Source organism: Psychrobacter cibarius, assembly GCA_030686115.1.
In the GTDB taxonomy this organism is placed as follows: Bacteria; Pseudomonadota; Gammaproteobacteria; order Pseudomonadales; family Moraxellaceae; genus Psychrobacter; species Psychrobacter cibarius_C.
On sequence record CP131612.1, the window covers coordinates 1774427 to 1796555 of the forward strand.

Sequence of the window (22129 nt, forward strand, 5' to 3'; positions counted from 1 at the left end):
ATTGTCATATGTTGTCAATTAGTAAATTTTAAAACTCAAATCGATCCTTAACTCATTTTATCCCACATCTTGCTTAGGCGCTTCGGTGACACTGCCATGCGGGTTTTCATCGGTTGCGCGAATAGCTGAATACGATACTCCTCGACCATCCAGCGATACTCACTAATGGCTTTATCGTTGGCACAATTTGCCAGCCGCTCCATATGCACATCAAGCGCGTATACCCCTTCGAGATCGGATTCAAGATTGTGCTCAAGCCGTTCGATACGAATTTCAAGCGCCTCTAGATAGCGCGGATACTGCTGCCAATGGCTATAATCCATACGATAAACAAAATCAGCCAAGTGCAAGTCTTCTAGCTGGTCTTCGATATCTTCGATAGACTCACCAAATACCTCTCGATCGAGCATGAGTAAGCTTTGGCGAATACGTTGCCAGCGAGTATAAACATTTTTCAGGATTTTTATGACGTTTTGACCTGTCAATAGAAAGTTACCCGACACCACTTCCAAGGTTTTCTCGTACTCTTCTGGTGTAAAGGGCAATTCTTCAGCAAGCGCTACGGCAGTATCATCAGCACTTTCAGGCAAATCAGCACTATGATCAAATAATACATAATGCTCTTCGAGCGACGCGTCCAATGCCGCGTCGATGACGATGGTTTTTAGCTTTTCCATATCACCAAGTGGCGCGAATGCCAATTTAAATATCTTATCAATTTGGCTGGTCAGCTGTTTTTTCTTCGCACCAAGCTTACCTTTTATCAAGGTCAAAACCCCGATACGGTGTGCCTGTAACGCTGCATTGACATCGGTATATTGATGGATAGATACCGCTTCACCTGATGCATCTGCAACCAAAGCAGCAAATTGCTTCATCACCACTCCTGCACTATGATGATTTTTGCTAAAGGCAAAATGCTCAGGGAATTCGGTATGCGTACCTTGCTGCTCATTCACCGCTTGGCGGGTTTCAGAGGCATGACGAATCTGTAGCGTTTGCAGGTCGCGACCCTTTTCGATAATGCGGTTTTTGTCGTCGACCACACAGATTTGCGGCTGTAAATAGCGATCAATGCTAGAGGGATTAAAGCTATCAGGCGTCACTGACATAACGCCACGACGGTTGAGCGCTTGGCAAAGCTGCTTGAGCAATCCTTGACCACCAGCGGGCTGCAATTCATCAAACAAACTATCGGCGGTGTCAGGAATCGGTACGATTTGACGGCGAATGTCTTTCGGCAATGACTTGAGCAATTGCAATACCAGCTCATAGCGCCAACCGGGCACGCCCCACAATAGCTCGATCGCATCAAGCTGCGGTAGCGCTACCAGTGGCACACGAATGGTCACGCCATCATCATCGCTTGATGGATCAAAGACATAGCGTAGCGGTAATTTTAAATCACCCAATTTCCACACTTCTGGAAAATCGCCTGTCGTTGGTGCTTGGCTGTTAAGCACGTCATCATCGGTAAAGAATAGATATTTGGCATCAGTTTTTTCGACCTCGGCACGCCAATCTTCAAAGGCTTTGCGGCTGGCAATATGCTCAGGTATTTTTTTATCATAAAATTGATACAGTGCTTCTTCGTCAACCAACAAATCACGGCGACGTAACTTATCTTCAATGCGTTCAATGTCGGCAATTTTATCCATATTATGCTGTAAAAATGGCGCTTGACGCCCCAAATTACCAGTCACCAGACCATCACGAATGAAGATTTCTCGTGACTCAGCCAAGTTCACTTGCTCATAGTTGGTCAGCTGCTTACTAATGATTATGAGACCAAACAGACTAATCTGCGCATAGGCTTTCACTCGTCCAGTCTTTTTCGACCAATGCGGCTCAAAGTAGTGATATTTTAATAAGTCGCCTGCCGCTGAGATAATCCATTCTGGTTCAATTTTGGCAACAGTGCGCATAAAGACTTGTGAGGTTTCGACCACTTCAAAAGCCATGACCCAAGGCGGTACTTGTTTAAATACCGTACTGGCTGGGAATATTTTGGCTTTTTGCTGGCGAGCTGCTAAGTATTCACCGCGATTCTCAGTTTTGTGCGCAATCGTAGACAATAGACCTGTCAATAATGCGCGGTGTAAATTGGCATATCTAACCGCTTTGAGTTCTTCATCTTCGATCGCGGTAGGATCGCTGGTCATGTTTTCTAACGAAGAATTTTTATCAGCTCCTTTATCAGAAGCTTTTGCCTCTTTAACATCCGTCAGCTTAAGGTCTGTGACCATTTGTACTAACTGACGATGGGTTTGATTCCATTCACGCACCCGCGGAAAGCTCAGATAGTTTTTCTTTGTAAACTGCTTTCGCTGATTACCAGACAGCTTATTGCCATCTTCATCTTTTTCAAATAGGGCTTTCCACAGACTTAAATAGAATAAAAAGTCGGAATCATCTTGACGAAACTCCGCATGCTTTTGATCGGCTTGCTGGCGTTTATTGGCAGGACGCTCGCGTGGATCCTGTACAGCAAGAGCCGCTACTACAATCAGCATCTCACGGATACAATCAAAATCACTGCCCGCAACCAACATACGTGCTAGCCTTGGATCGATTGGCATACGCGCCATTTTTTGTCCAGTTGGCGTCAGGCTTAAATGGTCGAGACCTTTTTTTGGTTTTGGCTGATTGTTTTGATGAGCAGCAGTTACTTCATTTTTAGAGGTAATCGCGCCTAACTCATCAAGCAATTTATGCCCATCAGTAACCAAGCGGCTATCGGGTGGCTCGATAAAGGCAAAATCATCAACACTACCTAAGCGCAGATTGGCCATCTGTAAAATAACGGATGCAAGATTGGTCCGTAAAATCTCAGGTTCGGTAAATTCTGGACGACCGGTAAAGTCCTCTTCACTATAAAGACGGATACAAACACCCGGCGCAACACGACCGCAGCGACCTTTACGCTGATTGGCAGCCGCTTGCGAGATCGCCTCAATCGGTAAACGCTGTACGCGCGAGCGATACGAATAGCGTGATATCCGCGCAAAACCCAAGTCAATCACATAGCGGATACCAGGTACGGTCAGCGCGGTCTCGGCAACGTTGGTCGCAATAACGATACGCCGACCACGACCTGACGGTTGAAAGATGCGCTGCTGCTCTTCATAAGTCTGCCGTGCAAATAGTGGCAGCACTTCGGTGTGCTTGGGTCCATGACGCTCAAGCACCTCTTGTAGCTCACGAATCTCAGCTTCTGTCGCTGCAAATATGAGAATGTCCGCTTGATCGGCATGACCTTTATTTTGTGCATCGCTAAAGCATTCTTCGACGGCGGCAACGACCGCACGTGGCAGATTTTCTTCAAAGTCATCATAGCTGTCATCATCCGAGCTGTTCACTGGCTCATCGGTCAGCGGACGGTAACGAACTTCAACAGGAAAACTACGACCTTCGACATTGAAAATAGGCGCAGGTACGTTGCGTTTTAGCTTATTATCATAGCGGCTAAAATATTCACTAAAGCGTTTGGTATCAAGTGTTGCTGAGGTAATAATCACTTTTAAATCAGGACGTTTGGGCAGTAGCTTTTTCAGATAACCCATAATAAAATCAATGTTTAAGCTACGCTCATGCGCCTCATCAATAATGATGGTATCGTATTTACTCAAGAATCTATCATGCCCCAATTCTGCCAGCAAGATACCATCGGTCATGAGCTTAACAACAGATTGCGCCGTACCTTGCTCATTAAAGCGAATCTTGAAGCTGACAGTATTACCGAGCTGCTCGCCCAGTTCTTCAGCGATACGGTTTGCCACACTGCGCGCGGCCAATCGTCGAGGCTGGGTATGCCCTATCTGCCCAGTGATACCACGACCTGCCAGCATTGCCAGCTTCGGCAATTGCGTCGTCTTACCAGAACCCGTCTCCCCTGCAACAATAATGACTTGGTGATCAATAATTGCCTGTACTAAATCTTCTGCACGTTGACTCACGGGCAAATCAAGATTCAGTTTTTCTGCCAGTTTTTCTGGAATGCTATCCATACGTGCCTGCACCGCTTGCTGTGAGCGGGTCTTGATTTTTTCATACTGCGCACGTTTTTTAGTTAGCCCATCATCCGCTTTATCGTCAGAAACTTTTTTATTTTTAGCCACGGCAGCCCTTGCCAGTTCACGCTCAAGACGACTTAAATAATAACTGTCTTTAGCGAGTACTGGTAAATCAACAACCATATCAGGTTGTGAAGACGCTTCATTACTGTTTGCCGTAATATTTAAATCATTGTTACTTGGGTTTGTTAATTTACTTAATTCATCGGATTTAAATCCATTGGTATTGTTTCCAGTCGGCATATCTGAGGTGCTCTTAGAAGTATTCGGCATATTTACTTAGGCTATTCATTGTTTGGAAGTGGTTAGATTATGAGGGTAATTTGGGCGTGATTCAAGGTGGTTATAGTGTTTGGTTGGCAACTATGCAGACTATTATCTATTTTCAAAACGCTCAGTCAAAATATTTCTAAGCTCATTAGTCATAGGCTTAAATTTAAAATGCTCTGGCTCCATTTAAGCAATCAAAGCATACTGATCCTTTTCAATTGAGTTATCCTCACATAAAAAATGATTCATCTCCTGACCAGTGATGGCATTAATAATATAAAAAGAAGTATCGCTATCTTCAAACTGTGTCAGCTCATAGTAATTATTCGGATCCCGCATAACGAGATTAGTACCATTAGAAAGAGTCGTATAATAGGTATCCTCAGTCGCTTGCTGCGCCTCTAATCTTAAAGGATTGCCTTGGGTAGCGAAATAATACTTCAGCATATAACCAATATCGCTATTAATCACATCCAAACGTAAATGCTCACCCTCTTCTGTGATGCATTGATAGATCATAAAAGGTTCGTAAATTCGTGGTTTAGTAGTGACATTTTATCAAATTTCTCAAACCTGCCAGCCCTATTTTATTTTTGTGAATAAATTATTTGTAAGCTCAAACGCTGCTTGTATAAATAATCTGTTGACGAATGGCAGCCCCCGTAAAGAAATTCTGCAACTTTTGCAATGGCAGCCTAGGAAAAGGCAGATGCAGCGAAAGTATTAACCTCTCAAACGCTACCATTTCATCAGCTAAGGCTTGTGCGACATCGGGTTGAATCTGAGGATTTTCATATACATTATCAATCAACCAAGTGAGTTTTGGAAACTTAGCATTATCATGAATCTGATAAAGGGTCGGTAATAGCTCATCAGAGAGTTGGCAACGCGATTTGCGAATCATGCCATTTTTATAATACATATTTAAAGCCATATTGGGGTGTGTCCTTAATTAAATGATGAGACTAAAAATGAAATGAATTTAAAATAACTTCCTTAAATTCTTGATACTTAGATAACCAACATACTCTTTATCTTCATCAGCATTTGCAAGTTCGTGACTATTATGAATCGTAGGCTCAATTAAAATCTGTATGTTTGAGACAAGGTCGTTCACGTCGTATATATCATCGATATCTACCTGAAATTTATCATCAATGTGCGATGCGGCATTAAAAGGTGAGTCTTTATCTTTAAAAGTAAATTCTTTATAAAATGTACTTTGTTTGGCTTGTTTAATAGCATCTGCTTGAGTAGCAGCGACGATAAGCAGTTTATGATGAAACTCTTCAAAGCTCCCCCGCTGATAACCACCTAAATTAATAAAGAACAACCTTAAACCATTCTCAGCATCTACTTTGTTGTTTGATTCAATTAATTTGACACTATAATTATCAACTTTAGTAATAGCGCGATACGAGTCAATATGCCATTTATTGTTGACTTCTGGCCAATGATTATTGATATCGTCTACCAGCTCGCTCACCTGATTGGCCACACCAAAGAAAATATCATGCTGCTCAATCAAACGACCTTTGGGGCGACCACCAAGCTGTACCATAAAGAGTGTTGGCATAAAGAATTACCTTGTACGTTAATAACTTCTGAGTAAAATGTGTGATGTTAGATGAATCATATAAAAAGGATCAATATGGGCATTCTGATAGCTACTAAGCTGACGTTTATAGCGACTATATTTTTGCCAATAGTGTTGTGTTTAACTTCCTGTACAAATAAAGAATCAAGCTTAACATCAAGAGCTACTTATCATGACATCAGCAAAGTTGAAATTGAGAACCCTTATTCAAACCCTATTCTACTATCTTACGACGCAAAGCATCAGCCTGAAAAAATGCAAGCCATAGTCGATGAGATAAACAGTCAAAGCCATGGTTTTTGGCGTGAAGGTCTAGGCGGCAAAGAGGGAGCTAATGTTATTAGTATTCATATCTATAGCCATTCCGAGACGCCAGTTGCAAGCTTTTCTTTATTTTCTAATCAACTAATGGAGCGAGGACCAAATTATCGACAGCTTAATGTAGACGGTTTTTTTAGGCAAATAGATATTCAAGCGCTACCCGCATTGAAAGAGGCTTGGTGTGGTCATAGAGATATTGATGCATATCATAGCTTGCAACTTAGTAAATCATGCTAAAAATAGGCAAAATCCTGATACTTATATATTTAATTGCTCATCAAGGCAATACTCGCCCTGTTCTCAGTGCAAACGCCCAGTCTTCACGACCGTTCATAGAAGCCAATTTAGCCGCAGCTTCATAATCATAAGGCACTTTGATATGCTCAGTTTGCCAGTATTTACCCTGTTCAGTATCAACACATTTAATAATCGCGTAACTGGCATGGGGCGAATAGGTTTGCATTTTATGCAAAATAGGCAAATCATCTTCATAGGCTGGATAACCCACGCTACCTGTATTGACTATCATTTGCCCTGTCGATAGCGTGACTGTACGTGGAATATGAGTATGACCACATACGATCACTGAACTGCCAATACCGTTAAGCTGTGCCAAAATGTCTAGATTATCACGTAAGGTCGGCTGACCCGTCTCGATATTTTCTAACAAATATACCATGTCATCGGTTGGTGACCCATGGCAAAGATAAACATCTTCACTCAGATGACAATCAAATGGCAAATTCTGTAGCCAATTAACCGCTGCTTTTGGCAAGTCCTCTATGATAAAAGCCATGGTTGCGTTGTTGCCAATCTCCGCCGTTGTCGCTTCATAAATCTGTCTATCCTGATTACCTCGAATAGTAATGATATCGTTCTGCTGAGCCATTAAGAGCGCATAGGTATCTTTAGGGGCAATCGGTCCGTATAAAATATCGCCCAGATTAACAATTTGATCAATATCGCGCTGTTTAATATCAGTCAACACGGCTTCAAGCGCGAAGACATTACTATGAATGTCGGAAATAGCTGCGATAGTATTTAATTGCTTGTTATTAGAGTTGGAGTTAGAGTGCGCCATCCTATTTATTTTCCTAACAAATCACTATGTTATACATCGACTAACCATAAAAAGGAATAGAAAAGAGAAACAAAAAAACCCAATGGCTCGTGATTATTAAGACATTGGGTTTCATAAATTATGATTAATGTGATTGATAAACTATATTAAGAAGAAATAAGCCCATAATCCGACGACAAAGGTAGCAATGATATTAAGAATGACACCCGTACGGATCATTTCGCTCTGTTTAATCAACCCCGTACCAAAGACAATCGCATTTGGCGGTGTTGCAACTGGTAGCATAAAGGCACAAGATGCACCAATACCGATGACCAATACCAACACTTCGTGCGGCAAACCCATCTGCTCTGCAATAGCAGCAAATACGGGAACCAGCAGGGCGGCAGAGGCGGTATTAGAAGCAAACTCCGTTAAGAAAATAATAAATGCTGATACCGCAATCATCACCACGATAAGCGGTGCAGAAGACAAGGCATTAGCGACCGTCTCCCCCAACACCAAAGAGGCACCTGACACTTTCAGAATCGTCGACAGGGCGATACCACCACCGAACAGCATGAGTACACCCCAATCCGTATTATCAGACACTTGCTTCCACGATACCAAGCCTAAGCTGACCACAGCGGCAGCGGCTGATAAGGCAATAACCGCGTCAGTATCTGTAATATCAAGCGCAGCACCAATCTTTTTGGAGAAAATCCAGCTCAATGCGGTGACAATAAAGACGATAATCGTCACTACGCGAGGTTTATTCCATACAATAGGCTCATCTTCAACCAGTACAATTTTACGATTCAGGTTGGGCTTCAAAAACACATACATCGCGCCTAACAATAGCGGCAATAATACCAGCATCATCGGCACACCAAACTTCATCCAGTCCACAAAGGCAATATTGAGCGCTTTTGCAGCGATAGCATTTGGTGGCGAACCAACGATCGTACCTAAACCACCAAGGCTTGCTGAATAAGCGATACCTAATAGTACAAATACAAAAGTACCTCGGTCTTTTTCACGGTCAACTTGCGTTAAAATACCCAGTGCTAATGGCAACATCATCGCCGCCGTCGCAGTATTCGATATCCACATCGACAAAAATGCGGTCACGCCAAATATTAAAAATACCGCCGTGCTTAATTTGCCACCTGACATCGATAAAATCTTCAGGGCAATTTTTTTATCCAATTGCTGCACATGCAAGGCTGCCGCTAAAGCAAAACCACCAAAAAACAAATAAATGGTCGGATTGGCAAAGCTTTGTAAGCCTATTTCGGCATCGAATTCTGGTATACCAACTAAGGCACCAACCACGACTACCAATAGTGCCGTAATCGTGACGTGCAACGCTTCCGTTAGCCACAATACGCCGATGAAGAACAATAAGGCAAGACCCTTATTGGCGTTGATATCGAATGGTAATACATTATAAATAATCATACTGATAACTGCCGCAATAGCGACCACTATCAACCCTTTACCAGTACCCTTTGGAAAGGTATCGGTAAATAAATACTCATTGCCATCATCAGGAAGATGGCTATCTAGTTTTTGCTCTGACATAAAATGTCCTTATTTTCCCAAAGACAGTGTAAAAAGACGCTAAAATAAAAACGCATGTTAGCTATTAATGGTTATTCAACCAGCAACCACAAAAAATACGCCGTTATCATAACAGATATATAACAAAAAGCTGATGCAACAAAGCTTTTATAAAAAAACCGTTATAAAATTTGCAATAAACATGGTTATTTCACAGGTAAAGAGTTACTTTAATGCGTTTTAGGAAAGGTACCTTAAAACGGTACTTTATAGAGATGACATTTATCTCATGAGTTTTTTATTTTTGAACCGAACGCCGAAAGTGAGTGAGAGAGCAACTTATAACCAAGTAATTGTTTTTCATTAAACAGCAAGCCTTGTGATGTGCGGTTACACATCGTCACTAAACAAGCGTACACTTAGTATGTACAAGCGTATGGTGCTATCTCATACTAAATAAGTCAAAATAAATTTCTAATACCAGTAATAGCTTAACAACTGTTTTTTATTAGTATTTATATCGGAAAATGAATAACAATAAATAGGAGCACTTTATGACAGATGCAAATAAAACAGACTCAACCACTAAAATGTCACCAAGAGATATCAATCAAGACAGTTTGGCTAAAAAAGATCAGCAGCGTACCGATGACTCTGCACTCGATATGATGCAAGGGTTGCATGAACATGAAGACCATAATGAAGAAGGTAAAAACTAAATCACAGCTTTATTATTATCTCAAAGCAAAAAATAAAAGGTACTGATCGTTATGATGAGTGCCTTTTATTTTTTGGCTCTCTTTTTTCTGGCAGGCGGTCTGAGACATAGTTATATATAAATGCTGCCGTCAAGACGATAGCAATGGGTACAAATAGCGCTTCATAGCCAACCTTGGCGAATAAAAATGCTCCAACGGCGCTGCCACCGCAAAAGCAATACCAAATAATGGCTTGAAACCCTAATGTCGGTTTGCTAATCGATCGACCCGCCAACCAGTTGCCAATCGCTGCGCCCATATCTGATGTCAAACCTGTTAAATGGGTGGTACGAATAACCGCGCCACTATAAGTCGCTACCATGGCATTCTGTAATCCGCATGCCATTGCCGCTGCCAACTGTCCTAAATAATCATGCTGCTGATACAACCAGTAGCTGACCATTAACAGTGCCGCCTCGATATATAGCGCACTACCATAGCGCCTACCTAACTTTAATGATGTCTGCCCAATCACATAACCACTCAGTATCGCGCCTGCCAAAAAAGACAATAGCAGCGCACCAATATACAAGATACTACGCACATCCAAGTAAGCAATAGCCGCTGCAAATAAGCTTACGTTGCCAGTGACATGAGAAACCGATAGATTGGTAAACCCCATTAACGCAGCAGTGTTAACACAGCCAGCACTGAATGCCAGTACTGCCCCGCCCCACAATATCCACTTTGGTAATTTGGTTATCATATTCGCCGCCTAATGGCTTATCACCAAAAAGCATCTATTATAACCAAAAAAGGCAACCTATTGGCTGCCTTCCTGATCTATAGAACCCTATAACCGACTATTGAAGTGGATTATTTCGGCTCATCAAGCATCATTAATTGCTCACTGATAGCAACGGTATTAAAACCTGCGTCAACAAACATAATCTCGCCGGTAATACCAGATGCCCAAGGTGATAGCAAGAAAAGCGCCGCATTACCGACTTCGGTTTGGGTGATATTGCGTTGTAGCGGCGCGATTTTTTCGCTGATATCGAGCATTTTACGGAATGATTTGATGCCACTGGCAGCAAGCGTGCGAATAGGACCTGCTGAGATCGCATTGACACGAATGCCTTCACCGCCCATCGAAGTAGCCAAATAGCGAACACTGGCTTCGAGGCTGGCCTTTGCCATACCCATGACGTTATAGTTTGGCAATACCGAGATACTACCTTCATATGTCAATGTCAGCATCGAACCGTGACGCATGGACAATAAAGCACGAGCTTCTTTGGCTAATGCCACAAAACTATAGCTTGAGATATCATGGGCAATTTGACTACCTTCACGGGTCGTCGCCTTAACAAAATCGCCATCAAGCTGATCCATCGGTGCAAAGCCAATCGCATGTACCACACCATCGATTCCATCACCCCAATGGGCAGTGACTTGCTCAAAGCAGGCAGCGATAGACTCATCAGATGCCACATCACACTCAAGTACCAAATCTGCTTCGAATTTCTCCGCTGCCATATCGACACGCTTTTTGATCTTATCATTAGGATAAGTGAGAATTAATGAGGCACCTTCACGGTGCAGTGCCTCAGCGATAGCCCAAGCGATAGACAGTTTGCTCGCAATGCCTGTCACGACAAATCGTTGTCCTTGTAGTAGCATAATATTTCCTTTTGGGTCGATCAAAATTGTTTAATCATATTAAGTTATTTAGAGTGATTAGATACGATGAATATCACAGCGTAAAAAGTACAAATTATAAAATAAGTCATTATACACGAATTAATTTAAGTAAACAGTCGTAAACTGTATTCCCTTGTAATGGCGTCTAATATCGATTAAACGCTCAACTGCTCGCCACAGCAGTATGAAGTTAAGTAGATTTCAAGTATAATCACAGCCCTTCCCAGCTTGCACAATTTTTATAAAAATCCTTTACAACAGTTATTTGTAACTGTTCGTAATTAGGGATTTAGCGTTAAGCTACACCCACATTTTGGATGGCTGCCAAACTTATGAGTAACACCCCAACAATAGCATCAAATTACCAAGAAAGCGTTGAGTCTTATCGTCAACTGATTCTCTCAACAGGCGAGGACTTACAGCGTCCCGGTCTTGAAGAAACGCCGATGCGTGCTGCAAAAGCTTTTGCACATCTAACCCAAGGTTATCATCAAAGCTTGGATGAAGTCGTCAACGACGCCCTATTTCCATCAAGCAATCGCGAGCTGGTATTGGTACAAAATATTGAATTTTATTCATTGTGCGAACATCATATGCTGCCTTTTCATGGTATTGCTCATATAGGCTATTTACCCAATGGTCAAGTACTGGGCTTATCAAAATTTGCCCGTATCGTCGACATGTTCGCCCGTCGCTTGCAAGTTCAAGAAAATTTAAGCGAGCAAGTGGCACAAACTATCATGGATGTCACTGGCTGTCGCGGCGTAGCAGTAGTGATGGATGCAGCACATATGTGTATGATGATGCGCGGCGTAAATAAACAGCACTCTACTACACGCACGATGTCGATGTTGGGTGAGTACGTACATGACAATCAAGCGCGCAATGAGTTTTTGAGTGCGATTCCTAGACGTCAACCTGCATTCTAACGCTTCAAGTAATAATAGATAATAAAAAAAGGATACTTAAGTATCCTTTTTTAATGCGTACCTTTCAATATAGCTATCATTAATAATTAGCAATCAACCATTAATTGCAATATAACGAGGCTTAACTAACCTATTTTACGTCATCAATCCAATTGCCATAACCTTCTGCTTCCATCTGTGCCAGTGGAATAAAACGCATTGCCGCTGAATTCATACAGTAGCGCTTGCCTGTCGGTGCTGGGCCATCATCGAACACATGACCGACGTGTGAGTCTGCATAACGGCTACGGATTTCGGTACGGCTTCCGAATATCCCTCGGTCTTCCTTCTCAACGACCATATCCGTGCTCAATGGACGGGTAAAGCTTGGCCAGCCAGTGCCAGATTTGTATTGATCACGAGAGGAATATAGTGGCTCTCCCGATATCACATCGACATACAGCCCAGGCGCTTTATTATCCCAATATTCATTATCAAAAGCGCGTTCGGTGCCGTCTTTTTGAGTGACTTTATATTGAATATCACTTAGCAACTGCTTTAGCTCATCCTGTGCAGGCTTCACAAAGGTATCTGGATTGAATCCTGTGCTAGCTTTAGTAGCTGACGCATTGTTTGATGTTGCCTGTACGCTATCTGCCGCAGTAGGTTTAAACTGACTAAAATCCAGCTCGTAGTCTTTACCATAGACACTTTCGATAAATTGATAGCGCCCGGAATTAAAGGTATAAGCTTTATAGCGGATTGGGTTTTTCTTATAATAATCTTGATGATACTCTTCAGCAGGGTAAAACTTGCTAGCAGCAACAATTTCAATCACAACTGGTTTGCTATAGACACCAGAGTCTTGCAGTGATTGCTTAGCAGCTTCCGCTATCTGCTTTTCTTGTGCATTATTATAAAAAATAGCAGGACGATACTGAGTACCACGATCTACATACTGGCCGTCAGCATCGGTTGGATCGGCGATACGCCATAACGCTTGAACGAGACCATTATAGGTGATTTTCGTCGGGTCATAATAGACCTGCGCAGCTTCAGTATGCCCTGTGCCGCCTGCTGATACAGTGCTATAAGTTGGATTGGTCGATTGACCGCCGGTATAGCCAGAGACCACTTCTACAACGCCAGGTATTTTTTCATAACCCGCTTCCACGCACCAAAAACAACCGCCAGCGACCGTAGCGACTGCGAGATTTGGGTCCGTTGGCGCATAAGGATTATCGATGGCAGTACTTTTTACAGCGGGCGTATTTTCGGTGGCAGCACAGCCAACGAAAACCATACTGATGGCTGCTACAGCCATCGCAATAGCGCCCGTCTTTAATTTATGATTCATCGATAACTCCTAAAAGTAATATAATATAGCCATGATAACTCTTTGACCTCACTAAACTATACCTATATTGTTATAAAAATTTAATAGTTATTAGATATTATTTAATATAATTAAACAGTAAAATTCTGAATTATACACAATTTCCTAATAAGATAAGTTTGATACAAAGTATGATTATTAAAAAAAGAGCACATTACGGACAGTGTAGTGTGCTCTTTTATATTATATCAATATAGCTTAGTTACTCTTTTATTTTCAAGCAGTATGCTCATCACTGGCTTGCTGAATCTTGGTTAAAATAGCCTTGATTTCAGACGCTGATAGATAAGCCGGTACTGCATAAGTATCACTAACTTCTTTTGCAGCTGCTTTGGCAATTTTATCAAAATCACTGCTTTGCATGCCTTTCACCGTTGGATCGATATTCAAGGTGGCAATCAGTTCACGTACTTGCGCGATGAGGTCGTCGGCAATCTCAGCATCACTCTTGCTAGCTTGTCCCGATTTTACCATACCTGTTTTTCTAGCCAATTCTGCCAGTCTTTTTTTACTTCCTTGACAATTGACATCAAGCACATACGGCAGCACGATGGCATTGGCACGACCGTGAGGAATACTATAGTGCGCGCCTAACTGGTGAGCGATAGCATGAACGTAACCAAGACCCGCTTTATTAAAGGCGATACCGCCGTAATGAGCGGCAATACCCATTGCTTCTCTGGCTTTAAGATTGCCGCCGTCTTTATAGACCAGCGGTAGGTTTTGCATCACAGATTTGATCGCAGAAGCCGCATAATAATCGGTCTCTACGCTCGCATTAGCACTCATCCAAGCTTCAAGCGCGTGCGTTAAAACATCGATACCCGTATCCGCTGTGATATGAGCAGGCATGCCTTTCATAATAACAGGGTCAATAGCCGCTGCTAATGGCACCATTCTTGGGTCAATAGACAGTGCTTTTTGATGCGTTTTATCGTCTGATACTACTGCACCAAGGGTTGCTTCTGAACCTGTGCCAGCCGTGGTAGGAATACAATAAAGCGGCATCGAAGGCTTTCTAGCTTTAAGAATGCCGATAAGCTGTTGCGGCTTGCAGCTATTGCCTTGCGACATCGCAATCATCTTAGCCGCATCAATGACCGAACCACCACCGATAGCAATAATCGAATCGCACTTAGCATCGATAGATTTGCGCAGTCCCTCTTCGACAACGTTAAAAGTAGGGTCTGGGGTAATGCCGTCATAAACGGTATAGCTGATATTTTTGCTATCTAGATAATCAGTCACTTTGGCTGGGATACCTAGCTTATTAAGCACGGTATCAGTGACGATAAATACATTGGTGCTGCCTTCGTTGATGGCCATATCACATAGCTCTTCACAAGAGGTCTCACCGACAAATAGCATTGGTCTTCTAATTGGAACAACATAAGCGAACGCTTTTAAGACTTTAGCGCGTGTTTTAGCAACGGCTAAATAACCGACATTCTGCAATCCATTGGTATTTACTAACTTGTTATTTACTAATTTAGCAATACTGTTTTGTTTTTTCATGAGTAAAAATCCTTTTTAATGATGGTAATAATAGCGATGACAATCCTTTAAAGCAGCAACTTAAACGGCTCTTTAACTAAAAATTAAACAAATTTAAGCCTCTAACTAAAGTGAACGTCTGTTTAACTTATTGTATCACTGCTATTTTTAGGATATCGCAATTAATATGAACTGCCATGTTCTGCTTATTTGGCTCTATCTGCTTAACTCTTTTTGGCTAAGCTAAATCATACTCGCCTGCAGCAACTGCTGCGCATAGGGATGCTGCGGGCTATTAAAAACATCTTCAGTACGTCCGTACTCAATACATATCCCATCTTTAAGCACCATAATATGCTGACATAAGGCGCGCACCACTTTTAAGTCATGACTAATAAATACATAACTGATTTGTAGTTTCTGTTGAATTTCACGCAGCAAGCTAACTACAGTGACCTGCGTGGTACTATCAAGCGCGGACGTCGGCTCATCCAGTATCAATAGACTTGGTTGCATAATCAGGGCGCGCGCAAGTGCGACACGCTGACGCTGACCACCTGACAACTCATGCGGATAGCGATGCGCAAACTCAGCTGGCAGATGCACGGTAGTAAGGCTATACATCACTGCCTGCTGCCGTGCTGCCTTATCAACGCCTTGTACGAGCAATCCTTCTTCAACGATTTGCATCACTGTCATGCGCGGATTGATACTGGCAAAGGGGTCTTGAAACACCATTTGAATTTGCGAGCGAAAGGTGCGCAAATCACGTTTGGAAAATGCCGTAATATCTTGTCCATTGACCATTATTTCGCCACCCACACGCGCTTGATTGCTCAGTAATTGACTGAGTGCGAGGGCGATGGTGGTTTTTCCAGAGCCTGACTCACCAACAATGCCTAACGCCCACCCTTTCTGTAGCGTCATATCAACATTTTTTACCGCATCAAACCAGCGCTTAGTACCACCGAATAGGCTTTTTTCAATGGGAAACTGTATTTGTAAATTGCTGACTTGCAATACGGTGGGTTGCTGAATTTTATCATCATTAGAGAAGTTCAGTGCTTGGCCAAAGTCTTGTTTGATTAGCGAGCGGGTATATTCGGCTTTGGGCTGGTTAAACACCGCTGCGGTTTGCCCTTGCTCAATCGTTTGCCCTTGGTGCATGACGATGACGTCATCACTGTAGCGCCTGACCAGATTGAGGTCATGGCTAATAAGCACCATCGCCATATTATGCTGACGCTTAAGATCATCTAATAGAGCGAGAATCTCATGTTGCAGAGTCACATCAAGCGCGGTGGTCGGCTCATCAGCGATTAAAATATCAGGCTGCTGTGCCAATGCCATGGCAATCATGACCCGTTGACGTTGACCACCTGATAGCTCGTGCGGATAGCGGTTCAACTTATCAATCGGATTGGTAATATTGACATCATTTAGTAAATCGATTGTTTGGCTTTGCCATTGTTTCTTGGGCACACCAACTAGACGTAGTGATTCAGCAATTTGTTTGCCGACCGTATGTAGTGGATTGAGCGCTGTCATCGGCTCTTGAAACACCATGCCGATGCGCTGTCCGCGAATAGAGCGCAGCGCAGCGTTACGTGCCTTAGCACTAACACCAACATTGGCATTGGCTATCGGTAGCACAGTCAACCCTGCTGACCCTGCTAGCTTCACCTCACCGCTAACGGTCAAACTGTCTGGCAATAAGCCTAATAACGCGAGACTTGCAATGGATTTGCCAGAGCCTGATTCACCTACTATCGCTAACGTCTGCCCTTGCCGTAGCTCATACGATAGTTTATCGACCAGAACGCTGCCTGCGTCCGTGACGATGCTAAGTTTATCGACGCTCAGCATCAGCTTATTTTGGTTATTGCTATGACTATCATTTAAATGGGCATTGTGCTCAGTAACACTTTGCTCAGTAGTCGTCATATTAGTCGTTATCACATCATCAGTTGTCATATCAGGAGCGCCTCGGATCAAACGCATCACGCAGCGCTTCGCCAACGAAAATCAGCAATGATAAAATAAAGGTCAAACTAAAAAACCCAGATAGCGCAAGCCATGGTGCATCTAGGTTATTTTTCCCTTGTACCATCAGCTCACCCAGCGACGGTGACCCAGGCGGCAAGCCATAACCTAAAAAGTCTAGTGCGGTTAACGCAATAATATTGGCCGTTAAAATGAACGGCAGCTGTGACAAACTTGACGCTAGGGCATTGGGCAAGATATGCCTTAGCATGATTTGACTGTCTGACACCCCAAGATTACGCGCCGCACGCACATAATCAAAGTTACGCGCGCGCAAAAACTCTGCCCGTACCAAACCAACCAGCCCCATCCAACCGAATAATAGCATCATCGCAAATAGCATAGTAATGCTAGGGCTAAACAAGCTGACCAAAATAATAATCATAAACAGCTGCGGCATACCGCCCCACACTTCCATGAAGCGCTGCCCTGCCAAATCTATCCAGCCACCGTAATAACCTTGTATTGCACCGACGATAATACCAATCACTGCCCCAGCAAGTGTTAATGCTAAACCGAACAATAACGACACGCGCATGCCATAAAGTATCCGTGCCAACACATCACGGCCTAAGTCATCAGTACCAAGCCAGTTCTGGCTATTGGGCGCTGCTGGATATGGAATACCCAGCTCAACGTTTGGTGTCTGATCGGCAAATGGAATCGGCGGCATAATGTAAAAACCCTGCTCATCAATCAGCGTCTGTACCGCAGGGTCTTTATAATTGGCTTCAGTCTCAAACACCCCACCAAAAGCCGTTTCAGGATAGGCTTTTAGGACAGGAAAGTAATAATCGCCTTGATACTGCACCAGTAGCGGCTTGTCATTGGCAATCACATTGGCTGCCATACAAATGACGAATATCAGCGCAAAAATGAATAATGATACGACGCCAAGACGATTACGGCGAAAACGGTTTAGGCGTGCCTGCCAGATAGGATTTAGGCGACGTTTTTTTGGCATAGAGACAGGAGATGCAGATGCAGATGAAGGCGTTGAAGGTAACGGATGATTTGATATTTTATCTGACATTATCGCCCCTCAAAATCAATACGAGGATCAATTAAGTGATAACTTAAATCACTGATTAACTGTAATAATAGCCCGACCAAGGTAAAGATAAACAATGTGCCAAATATCACCGGATAATCACGCTGCTGAATGGCTTCAAAAGCTAACAACCCCAAACCATCAAGCTTAAAGATAATCTCAATCAAAAAATTACCGGCAAAGAAAATACCAACGATAGCTGCTGGAATACCCGCGATAATAATCAGCATGGCATTACGAAACACATGTCCGTATAACACTTGACGCTCACCCAAGCCTTTGGCATGGGCGGTGAACACATATTGCTTACCCAGCTCTTCTAAAAAGCTAAACTTGGTCAGGTAGGTCAAACCCGCAAAACCGCCAATCGTACTTGCCAGCAGCGGCAGCGCTAAATGCCAAAAGTAATCTTTGATTTTACCCAGCGCACTTAATTGATCAAAGTTCTCAGAGGTCAAGCCTTGCAGTGGAAAGATATTCCAGTAGCTACCACCTGCAAAAAACACCAGTAATATAACGGCAAATACGAAAACAGGTATTGCATGCCCGATAGCCAGTAGCATGGCAGTAACTTTATCAATCCCCGAGCCATGATGCATGGCTTTATAGATACCTAATGGAATCGCTATCATATAAATCAGCAGCGTGCTCCAGAGCCCAAGCGAGATAGAAACGGGTAATTTCTCGATAATCAAATCTGTTACCGACTGTCCTTTAAAAAAAGACTCGCCAAAATCTAGCTGAGCGTAATTCTTTAACATAAGCCAAAAGCGCTCAGGTGCCGATTTATCAAAGCCGTATTGGGCATTAATCGCTGCAACCATTTCCTCAGATAAGCCACGCGTACCTTGATAGGTACTGTTATTTCCCGCACTACCCGCGCCAATATTACCGCCAAGTGCATTGTCTTTTGCCCCTTGCTCAATAAGCGCCAGTTGCTGCTCGACAGGACCACCAGGCGCTGCTTGTACAATCACAAAGTTTGCGAGCAATATCAAAAAAAGCGTCGGTAATATCAGTAGTAACCTTTTTAAGATATAACGACCCATAACGGTGGCTTCCTAAGATAATAAATATGACGACAGAAAGAATACGCAGCTAATAACTATCAAAACGTCAGTCGAAGCGCCCGTTATGGTTTAAAAGCTATTTTTAAGCTCACGTAACGCAGCAAATACAGCCAAAGATTTATCATCATCGATAGTTGCTTTAGACTTCACCCCTGCTATCACACTCGGCTCTTGCGTCCGTAAAAACACATTGACTGCGCGCTCATGTTCTAGAGTGACTGGCAACGTCGGAATACCTTGGGCGGTTTTTTCTTCTGCTTGAACCAGAGTTTGCTGCATTGCTACATTAGTAGGTTCAATAGATAGTCCAAAGCGCAGATTACTGGCAGTGTATTCATGCGCAGGATATAGTAGCGTGTCAGCTGGTAAACCATTTAAACGCTTAAAGCTGTTGTGTAATTGCTCAATCGTCCCCGTAAATACCCGTCCGCATCCAGCACTAAATAAAGTATCGCCACAAAAGCAATGTTTAAGCCCGTCAATATCCAAAACATAAGCCACGTGGCTATCAGTATGGCCAGACACATCCCATACTTGTGCTGCACAGCCCCACGCACTGACGGTACTGCCATCTTTGATGGTTTGATCTTCATCGACATTATGCTCAGTATGCGCAACCAGATGCGTCATCGGATACGACTCTTGCAGTTCTGCGACACCGCCGATATGGTCATGATGATGATGAGTCGTCCAGATAGACGTCAGCTCTAATTTATTTTCTTCCAAATAACTCATGACAGGCTCAGCTTGACCAGGATCAATAACGATCGCCTGTTTATTATTTTCATTAATCAATGTCCAAATATAATTGTCATTGAACGCTTTGATTGGGTGAATACGGATAGTCATATTAAATCCTTACCAGTAGTTATCTTTATTGCTGATGTCTTTTATTGATTTTTTTAAACGAAATAAAATTTTAAGATGAAGCGTTATTTCCTTTATTGTTCTAAATTATTGCTTCAAGTATTGGTTAATACGTGCTTCTGCTTCTTTGTCCGTCCACCAGTAGTCAATACCGATGGCATTAGAGGGCAGTTTTTCAGTATGACGATATTGATCCCAATAGGCGACATTGGTCGCTGATTTGCCGTATAAAGGCACTAAATAATGACCAGCACGTAGTAGGCGATCGAGCACCTGAGTATATAATATAGTATCGTCGCGAGTTTTAGCATTACCAAGCTGCTCTATTACCGCGTCAATCTCTGGGTTTTTGATGCCAATAGTGTTTCTATTGCCCGCTTGGTCGGCCGCTGAGCTACCCCAAAAACCAACTTGTTCCGCACCAGGGGATAAACTCTGAGCAAATTTATCAACTATCATGTCGTAGTCAAAACGGCGTACCCGCTCATAATATTGTGGCCCATCGACTTGACGTAACGTGGCATCAAAGCCCAAGCGCTTTAGATTTCGAATATATGGCAGCAGCACCCGACCCATGGTTTCGCCTGTCATCAATATCTCAATCTGAGCAAGTTGTCCATTGGGCTGATATAGTCTCATATCGTTATAATAAAACCCAGCATCTAGCAACAGCTGCCTTGCTTTTAATAATTCTGTACGATTAAAGCCGCTACCATCACTGGTTGGCAATTGCCATTCTGCTAATACGGCTTGACGTTGCAGCGGTTCAAGCTTGGGTAATAAAGGCGTAAGCACCTGCATCTCTTCAGTAGATGGCATCCCTGTTGCGGCAAGCTCGGAGCCATGAAAGAAACTTTGCAAACGTTCATACTGCCCATGAAACAAGGTCTTATTCATCCACTCAAAGTCATAAGCCTTGCTCAGTGCTTGGCGAACGCGAATATCTTGAAAGATGGGACGTCGCATATTCATGACCAGACCTTGCATTGGTACTGGGTTTTCGCTGCTGATCGTTTCTTTATTAATCATCCCTGCCTTGACTGCAGGAAAGTTATAACCCGTTGCCCAGTTCGACGCTTTATTCTCAGGGCGAAAACGATATTGACCAGACTTAAAACCTTCAAAGGCAATCTCATCGCTTTGATAATAAACAAACTTAATCATATCAAAGTTATAACGACCGCGATTGACCATCAAATCACGACCCCAATAATTGGGATCACGTACATAGCTGACCGAGCGCCCTGCATCGACACGTCCTAACTTATAAGGTCCACTGCCCATCAATGGCGTCAACGTTATTTTTTCAAAGTCAGTATCGATAGAGGACTTAGCAAAAATAGGAAACTGTCCGACGGTTAATAAAATCTCTTTATTGTCATCAGAGTTAAAGATGAATTTTACTTGTTGGTCATTAATAATTTCAATATTTTTAATATCAACCAAATAGCTGCGAATATACATCGGACCTTTATTTAACAGTGCATCATAAGTCGCTTTGACGTCACTGCTGGTGACCGGCGTACCATCCCAAAAATGGGCAGCAGGATTAATATGATAGATAATCCAACTAGTATCGTCGGGATCATAAGTTACTTTGGTTGCCAGCTGCGGATACATGGTAAAGGCTTCATTTAATGAGCCAGTCATCAAGGTGTCATAGAGATAATCGGTGCCAACCATCGCCACACCTGTGGTCATCCATTTATTAGCCGCGTTAAAAGTACCACGCGCCTCAAGTGATAATGTACCGCCTGTCGGTGCCTTTGGGTTGGCATAAGGCATAAAGGGCACGTCAATATACTCAGTGGTACTATTATGACCAAGCGCAGTAGTAGTGATTGGCACCGCGATACTGGCAGGTATCCAGCTTACAGTCATGGCAAGTAAGACGGCTTTTAGCATGGTATTTTTTATCATAATAAAGTTATAACAAACCCTTGTGCGAGCCCAATGAATATGATGAAATTTTACTCAAGTGCTACCATATAATTAAAAAAGAGTGAGTGCCGCA

General features: G+C 42.9%; 18 protein-coding genes. 3 read left to right on the forward strand and 15 right to left on the reverse strand.

Annotated features, from left to right (window positions below; translation table 11 throughout):
• Window positions 1-47: 47 nt before the first annotated feature.
• The 4 genes from hrpA to Q6344_07410 all read right to left on the reverse strand — a co-directional run bounded on the left by hrpA (window position 48) and on the right by Q6344_07410 (window position 5919).
• A complete protein-coding gene (gene hrpA, locus Q6344_07395) occupies window positions 48-4196 on the reverse strand; it encodes an ATP-dependent RNA helicase HrpA (protein WLG15172.1) in 4149 nt (1382 codons plus the stop codon).
• Window positions 4197-4529: 333 nt separating this feature from the next.
• Complete coding sequence (locus Q6344_07400; GenBank protein ID WLG12445.1) at window positions 4530-4862, reverse strand: hypothetical protein; 333 nt, start codon at window positions 4860-4862, stop codon at window positions 4530-4532.
• A gap of 97 nt (window positions 4863-4959) precedes the next feature.
• Window positions 4960-5277: a hypothetical protein gene (locus Q6344_07405; protein WLG12446.1), complete on the reverse strand. Its 318-nt coding sequence runs from the start codon at window positions 5275-5277 to the stop codon at window positions 4960-4962.
• A 48-nt stretch (window positions 5278-5325) separates the two neighbouring features.
• Window positions 5326-5919: a DUF1543 domain-containing protein gene (locus Q6344_07410; GenBank protein WLG12447.1), complete on the reverse strand. Its 594-nt coding sequence runs from the start codon at window positions 5917-5919 to the stop codon at window positions 5326-5328.
• 51 nt (window positions 5920-5970) lie between these two features.
• Between Q6344_07410 and Q6344_07415 the strand changes: the two genes are divergently transcribed.
• Complete coding sequence (locus Q6344_07415; GenBank protein ID WLG12448.1) at window positions 5971-6498, forward strand: hypothetical protein; 528 nt, start codon at window positions 5971-5973, stop codon at window positions 6496-6498.
• A gap of 40 nt (window positions 6499-6538) precedes the next feature.
• Here the strand turns inward: Q6344_07415 and Q6344_07420 are convergent, their stop codons facing one another.
• Both Q6344_07420 and Q6344_07425 read right to left on the reverse strand, forming a co-directional pair.
• Entirely contained in the window at window positions 6539-7342 is an 804-nt protein-coding gene (locus tag Q6344_07420; protein ID WLG12449.1) for a metallophosphoesterase family protein, read from the reverse strand.
• 141 nt (window positions 7343-7483) lie between these two features.
• Complete coding sequence (locus Q6344_07425; protein ID WLG12450.1) at window positions 7484-8905, reverse strand: DASS family sodium-coupled anion symporter; 1422 nt, start codon at window positions 8903-8905, stop codon at window positions 7484-7486.
• Between the two features lie 533 nt (window positions 8906-9438).
• Between Q6344_07425 and Q6344_07430 the strand changes: the two genes are divergently transcribed.
• Entirely contained in the window at window positions 9439-9603 is a 165-nt protein-coding gene (locus tag Q6344_07430; protein WLG12451.1) for a hypothetical protein, read from the forward strand.
• 49 nt (window positions 9604-9652) lie between these two features.
• On the opposite strand, the gene Q6344_07435 is transcribed toward Q6344_07430, so the two are convergent.
• Both Q6344_07435 and Q6344_07440 read right to left on the reverse strand, forming a co-directional pair.
• Window positions 9653-10348 carry a YoaK family protein gene (locus tag Q6344_07435; protein WLG12452.1) on the reverse strand — a complete coding sequence of 232 codons (696 nt, stop codon included), beginning with the start codon at window positions 10346-10348 and terminating at the stop codon, window positions 9653-9655.
• A gap of 110 nt (window positions 10349-10458) precedes the next feature.
• On the reverse strand, window positions 10459-11265 hold the full coding sequence (locus tag Q6344_07440) for an enoyl-ACP reductase (GenBank protein WLG12453.1): 807 nt from the start codon (window positions 11263-11265) through the stop codon (window positions 10459-10461).
• Window positions 11266-11618: 353 nt separating this feature from the next.
• On the opposite strand from Q6344_07440, the gene folE reads away from it, so the two are divergent.
• A complete protein-coding gene (folE, locus tag Q6344_07445) occupies window positions 11619-12215 on the forward strand; it encodes a GTP cyclohydrolase I FolE (protein ID WLG12454.1) in 597 nt (198 codons plus the stop codon).
• A gap of 130 nt (window positions 12216-12345) precedes the next feature.
• Here folE and msrB read toward each other — a convergent pair whose 3' ends face one another.
• The 7 genes from msrB to Q6344_07480 all read right to left on the reverse strand — a co-directional run bounded on the left by msrB (window position 12346) and on the right by Q6344_07480 (window position 22035).
• Complete coding sequence (gene msrB, locus Q6344_07450; GenBank protein WLG12455.1) at window positions 12346-13551, reverse strand: peptide-methionine (R)-S-oxide reductase MsrB; 1206 nt, start codon at window positions 13549-13551, stop codon at window positions 12346-12348.
• A 255-nt stretch (window positions 13552-13806) separates the two neighbouring features.
• Window positions 13807-15105, reverse strand: coding sequence for an iron-containing alcohol dehydrogenase (locus Q6344_07455; GenBank protein ID WLG12456.1), 1299 nt, complete (start codon window positions 15103-15105; stop codon window positions 13807-13809).
• Window positions 15106-15327: 222 nt separating this feature from the next.
• Window positions 15328-16950 carry a dipeptide ABC transporter ATP-binding protein gene (locus Q6344_07460; protein WLG15173.1) on the reverse strand — a complete coding sequence of 541 codons (1623 nt, stop codon included), beginning with the start codon at window positions 16948-16950 and terminating at the stop codon, window positions 15328-15330.
• A gap of 109 nt (window positions 16951-17059) precedes the next feature.
• Window positions 17060-18091 carry an ABC transporter permease gene (locus Q6344_07465; protein ID WLG15174.1) on the reverse strand — a complete coding sequence of 344 codons (1032 nt, stop codon included), beginning with the start codon at window positions 18089-18091 and terminating at the stop codon, window positions 17060-17062.
• A gap of 68 nt (window positions 18092-18159) precedes the next feature.
• A complete protein-coding gene (yejB, locus tag Q6344_07470) occupies window positions 18160-19227 on the reverse strand; it encodes a microcin C ABC transporter permease YejB (protein WLG12457.1) in 1068 nt (355 codons plus the stop codon).
• 90 nt (window positions 19228-19317) lie between these two features.
• Window positions 19318-20097, reverse strand: a complete 780-nt coding sequence (gloB, locus tag Q6344_07475; GenBank protein ID WLG12458.1) for a hydroxyacylglutathione hydrolase — start codon at window positions 20095-20097, stop codon at window positions 19318-19320.
• A 105-nt stretch (window positions 20098-20202) separates the two neighbouring features.
• Window positions 20203-22035, reverse strand: coding sequence for an extracellular solute-binding protein (locus Q6344_07480; GenBank protein ID WLG12459.1), 1833 nt, complete (start codon window positions 22033-22035; stop codon window positions 20203-20205).
• Between the last annotated feature and the right edge of the window lie 94 nt (window positions 22036-22129).

Coding starts and splice junctions, on each gene's coding strand:
- Q6344_07435 (WLG12452.1), bottom strand. CDS start 10,348: ATGATAACCAAATTACCAAAGTGGATATTGTGGGGCGGGGCAGTACTG.
- Q6344_07400 (WLG12445.1), bottom strand. CDS start 4,862: ATGATCTATCAATGCATCACAGAAGAGGGTGAGCATTTACGTTTGGAT.
- Q6344_07480 (WLG12459.1), bottom strand. CDS start 22,035: ATGATAAAAAATACCATGCTAAAAGCCGTCTTACTTGCCATGACTGTA.
- Q6344_07410 (WLG12447.1), bottom strand. CDS start 5,919: ATGCCAACACTCTTTATGGTACAGCTTGGTGGTCGCCCCAAAGGTCGT.
- msrB (WLG12455.1), bottom strand. CDS start 13,551: ATGAATCATAAATTAAAGACGGGCGCTATTGCGATGGCTGTAGCAGCC.
- hrpA (WLG15172.1), bottom strand. CDS start 4,196: ATGGTTGTTGATTTACCAGTACTCGCTAAAGACAGTTATTATTTAAGT.
- Q6344_07440 (WLG12453.1), bottom strand. CDS start 11,265: ATGCTACTACAAGGACAACGATTTGTCGTGACAGGCATTGCGAGCAAA.
- Q6344_07460 (WLG15173.1), bottom strand. CDS start 16,950: ATGCTGAGCGTCGATAAACTTAGCATCGTCACGGACGCAGGCAGCGTT.
- Q6344_07420 (WLG12449.1), bottom strand. CDS start 7,342: ATGGCGCACTCTAACTCCAACTCTAATAACAAGCAATTAAATACTATC.
- yejB (WLG12457.1), bottom strand. CDS start 19,227: ATGGGTCGTTATATCTTAAAAAGGTTACTACTGATATTACCGACGCTT.
- Q6344_07455 (WLG12456.1), bottom strand. CDS start 15,105: ATGAAAAAACAAAACAGTATTGCTAAATTAGTAAATAACAAGTTAGTA.
- Q6344_07430 (WLG12451.1), top strand. CDS start 9,439: ATGACAGATGCAAATAAAACAGACTCAACCACTAAAATGTCACCAAGA.
- gloB (WLG12458.1), bottom strand. CDS start 20,097: ATGACTATCCGTATTCACCCAATCAAAGCGTTCAATGACAATTATATT.
- Q6344_07415 (WLG12448.1), top strand. CDS start 5,971: ATGAATCATATAAAAAGGATCAATATGGGCATTCTGATAGCTACTAAG.
- Q6344_07405 (WLG12446.1), bottom strand. CDS start 5,277: ATGGCTTTAAATATGTATTATAAAAATGGCATGATTCGCAAATCGCGT.
- folE (WLG12454.1), top strand. CDS start 11,619: ATGAGTAACACCCCAACAATAGCATCAAATTACCAAGAAAGCGTTGAG.
- Q6344_07425 (WLG12450.1), bottom strand. CDS start 8,905: ATGTCAGAGCAAAAACTAGATAGCCATCTTCCTGATGATGGCAATGAG.
- Q6344_07465 (WLG15174.1), bottom strand. CDS start 18,091: ATGCCAAAAAAACGTCGCCTAAATCCTATCTGGCAGGCACGCCTAAAC.